Genomic DNA, 812 nt, shown 5'->3' with positions numbered 1-812 from the left:
TGCTGCGTCTGTTGTTGTTTCTGTTGTGTGGGTCATCAGACCACCACCGTCATTCCGCCGTCGATAAAGATCGTCTGCCCGTTCACGAAATCAGACCCGGACGAGGCCAGCCACACCGCCGGGCCCGCCAGATCCTGCACCGTGCCCCACCGCGCCGCCGGGGTCCGGCCCAGGATCCAGGCATTGAACTGCTCATCGTCCACCAGGTTCTGCGTCATCTCGGTATGGATGTACCCCGGCGCGATCCCGTTGATCTGCAACCCGGCACCCGCCCATTCCGCGGTCATCGCCCGGGTCAAGTTCCGCAACCCGCCCTTCGCCGCCACATACGGGGCGATCGTGGGCCGGGCCAGGTCCGTCTGCACCGAACAGATGTTAATGATCTTCCCGTGACCCCTGGGAATCATGTGCCGGGCCGCCTCCCTCCCCACCAGGAACGCGCTGGTCAGGTCCGTGGAGATCACCCGCTCCCAGTCCTTCACATCCAGCTCCAGCATCGGCACCCGGTGCTGGATCCCGGCATTGTTCACCAGGACCTCCAACGGGCCCACATGCTCCTCCACCCACGCCACCCCGGCCGCGGCCGCAGCATCGTCCGTGACATCAAACACCACACTGTGCACCCGCCCCGGCGCGTACTCCGCGGCCATCGCCGCCTCCGCAGCCTTCAACCGCTCAGGATTCACACCGTTCAACACCACCGTCGCCCCCGCATCAGCCAAAGCCCGAGCCAACGCATTACCAATCCCCCGGCTCGAACCAGTCACCAAGGCAACCCGCCCGGTCAAATCAAAAAGTGAAGTCATGAAGAG

1 protein-coding gene is annotated in these 812 nt (G+C 64.5%); it reads right to left on the bottom strand.

Features of this window, described 5'->3' with window-relative positions:
• Window positions 1-35: 35 nt before the first annotated feature.
• The gene (locus ACTHQX_RS21735; protein WP_236805216.1) at window positions 36-806 is read right to left on the bottom strand and encodes an SDR family oxidoreductase; all 771 of its coding nucleotides are present in this window, start codon (window positions 804-806) and stop codon (window positions 36-38) included.
• Window positions 807-812 lie beyond the last annotated feature (6 nt).

Source organism: Arthrobacter sp. SAFR-023 (genome assembly GCF_051965295.1).
Lineage (GTDB): Bacteria > Actinomycetota > Actinomycetes > Actinomycetales > Micrococcaceae > Arthrobacter.
The sequence above is the reverse complement of the archived record's forward strand: the minus strand, read 5'-3'. Positions and strand labels throughout refer to the sequence as shown.

What these genes read in the sequence shown, in the direction of transcription:
- ACTHQX_RS21735 (WP_236805216.1), bottom strand. Translation starts at nt 806, where the DNA reads ATGACTTCACTTTTTGATTTGACCGGGCGGGTTGCCTTGGTGACTGGT.